Source organism: Microbulbifer aggregans, assembly GCF_001750105.1.
Taxonomy (GTDB): domain Bacteria; phylum Pseudomonadota; class Gammaproteobacteria; order Pseudomonadales; family Cellvibrionaceae; genus Microbulbifer; species Microbulbifer aggregans.
In genome coordinates this window covers 1,657,501-1,660,000 of sequence record NZ_CP014143.1, presented here as the reverse complement: position 1 = coordinate 1,660,000, position 2,500 = coordinate 1,657,501, and the positions used below count along the sequence as shown (strand labels likewise).

General features: G+C 50.6%; 1 rRNA gene (cut by a window edge). It reads right to left on the bottom strand.

Annotated elements, in window-relative coordinates:
• Positions 1-2,253 (bottom strand): 23S ribosomal RNA (locus tag AUP74_RS07250) (it extends 626 nt beyond the left edge of the window).
• Between the last annotated feature and the right edge of the window lie 247 nt (positions 2,254-2,500).

Below are 2,500 nucleotides of genomic sequence, written 5' to 3'. Positions count from 1 at the left end.
TCCGTTACTCTTTGGGAGGAGACCGCCCCAGTCAAACTACCCACCATACACTGTCCCCGATCCGGATAACGGACCTGGGTTAGAACCTCAAACATACCAGGGTGGTATTTCAAGGATGGCTCCACTGCAACTGGCGTCACAGTTTCAAAGCCTCCCACCTATCCTACACAAGTAGGCTCAAAGTTCAGTGCAAAGCTGTAGTAAAGGTTCACGGGGTCTTTCCGTCTAGCCGCGGGTACACTGCATCTTAACAGCGATTTCAATTTCACTGAGTCTCTGGTGGAGACAGCGTGGCCATCGTTACGCCATTCGTGCAGGTCGGAACTTACCCGACAAGGAATTTCGCTACCTTAGGACCGTTATAGTTACGGCCGCCGTTTACCGGGGCTTCGATCAAGAGCTTCGCCGAAGCTAACCCCATCAATTAACCTTCCGGCACCGGGCAGGCGTCACACCCTATACGTCCACTTACGTGTTTGCAGAGTGCTATGTTTTTAATAAACAGTCGCAGCCACCTGGTCACTTCGACCGGCCTCAGCTTAGGGAGCAAGTCCCATCACCAAAGCCGGCGTACCTTCTCCCGAAGTTACGGTACCATTTTGCCTAGTTCCTTCACCAGAGTTCTCTCAAGCGCCTTGGTATTCTCTACCTGACCACCTGTGTCGGTTTAGAGTACGGTTCACTATTGCCTGAAGCTTAGAAGTTTTTCCTGGAAGCATGGCATCAACCACTTCGTCTCTAAAAGAGACTCGTCATCAGTTCTCGGCCTTAGGGACCCGGATTTGCCTAAGTCCCCAGCCTACAACCTTAAACACGGACAACCAATCGCCGTGCTGGCCTAGCCTTCTCCGTCACTCCATCGCAGCAATAGCGAGTACAGGAATGTTAACCTGTTTCCCATCGACTACGGCTTTCGCCCTCGCCTTAGGGGCCGACTAACCCTGTCCCGATTAGCGTTGGACAGGAACCCTTGGTCTTCCGGCGGGGAGGTTTTTCACCCCCCTTGTCGTTACTCATGTCAGCATTCGCACTTGTGATACCTCCAGCAGACCTCCCGATCCACCTTCAACGGCTTACACAACGCTCCTCTACCATGCACATAGTGCATCCGCAGCTTCGGTTACCAGTTTGAGCCCCGGTATATCTTCCGCGCGGGCCGACTCGACTAGTGAGCTATTACGCTTTCTTTAAAGGATGGCTGCTTCTAAGCCAACCTCCTAGCTGTCTGGGCCTTCCCACATCGTTTCCCACTTAACTGGTATTTGGGACCTTAGCTGGCGGTCTGGGTTGTTTCCCTTTCCACGACGGACGTTAGCACCCGCCGTGTGTCTCCCGCGATTGCACTCCTCGGTATTCGGAGTTTGCATGGGGTTGGTAAGTCGGGATGACCCCCTAGCCCAAACAGTGCTCTACCCCCGAGGGTGAGACGCGAGGCGCTACCTAAATAGCTTTCGAGGAGAACCAGCTATCTCCCGGCTTGATTAGCCTTTCACTCCGATCCACAGGTCATCTCCTAATTTTTCAACATTAGTGAGTTCGGTCCTCCAATTGATGTTACTCAATCTTCAACCTGCCCATGGATAGATCGCCGGGTTTCGGGTCTATTGCCTGCAACTGAACGCCCTATTAAGACTCGATTTCTCTACGGCTCCCCTAAGCGGTTAACCTTGCTACAGACAATAAGTCGCTGACCCATTATACAAAAGGTACGCAGTCACCCCGAAGGGCTCCTACTGCTTGTACGTATACGGTTTCAGGTTCTATTTCACTCCCCTCTCCGGGGTTCTTTTCGCCTTTCCCTCACGGTACTGGTTCACTATCGGTCAGCTGGGAGTATTTAGCCTTGGAGGATGGTCCCCCCATATTCAGTCAAGATAACACGTGTCCCGACCTACTCGATTTCACTAAAAATGCCTTTTCGTGTACGGGGCTATCACCCTGTATCGCGGAACTTTCCAGATCCTTCCACTAAGACATAATTAGCTTAAGGGCTAATCCCCTTTCGCTCGCCGCTACTCAGGGAATCTCGGTTGATTTCTTTTCCTCCGGGTACTTAGATGTTTCAGTTCCCCGGGTTCGCCTCCCTAACCTATGTATTCAGTTAGGGATACCTGTAAACAGGTGGGTTTCCCCATTCGGACATTCCAGGATCAAAGCTTGTGTGCCAGCTCCCCTAGACTTTTCGCAGGCTCCTACGTCCTTCATCGCCTCCAGCTGCCAAGGCATCCACCGTATACGCTTAGTCGCTTGACCATACAACACAAACGACTACTAACGACTTTTAACATCCAGGTTTCCCTGGACGCCGGATTGTGTGCTTGAGAGACACACAATATATTGATGTTAAGTATTGTTAGTACTTAACCTCGCCTTGCAGTGTATTACTACAAAATGTTTCACCTTGTTAAAGAACATCTGATGTAAAAAATCAGAAAGCTGAACTCTTATTCCTAAACCACAGGATGATTCAAGAATCCAGATTTCTGATCTCTAATATTGA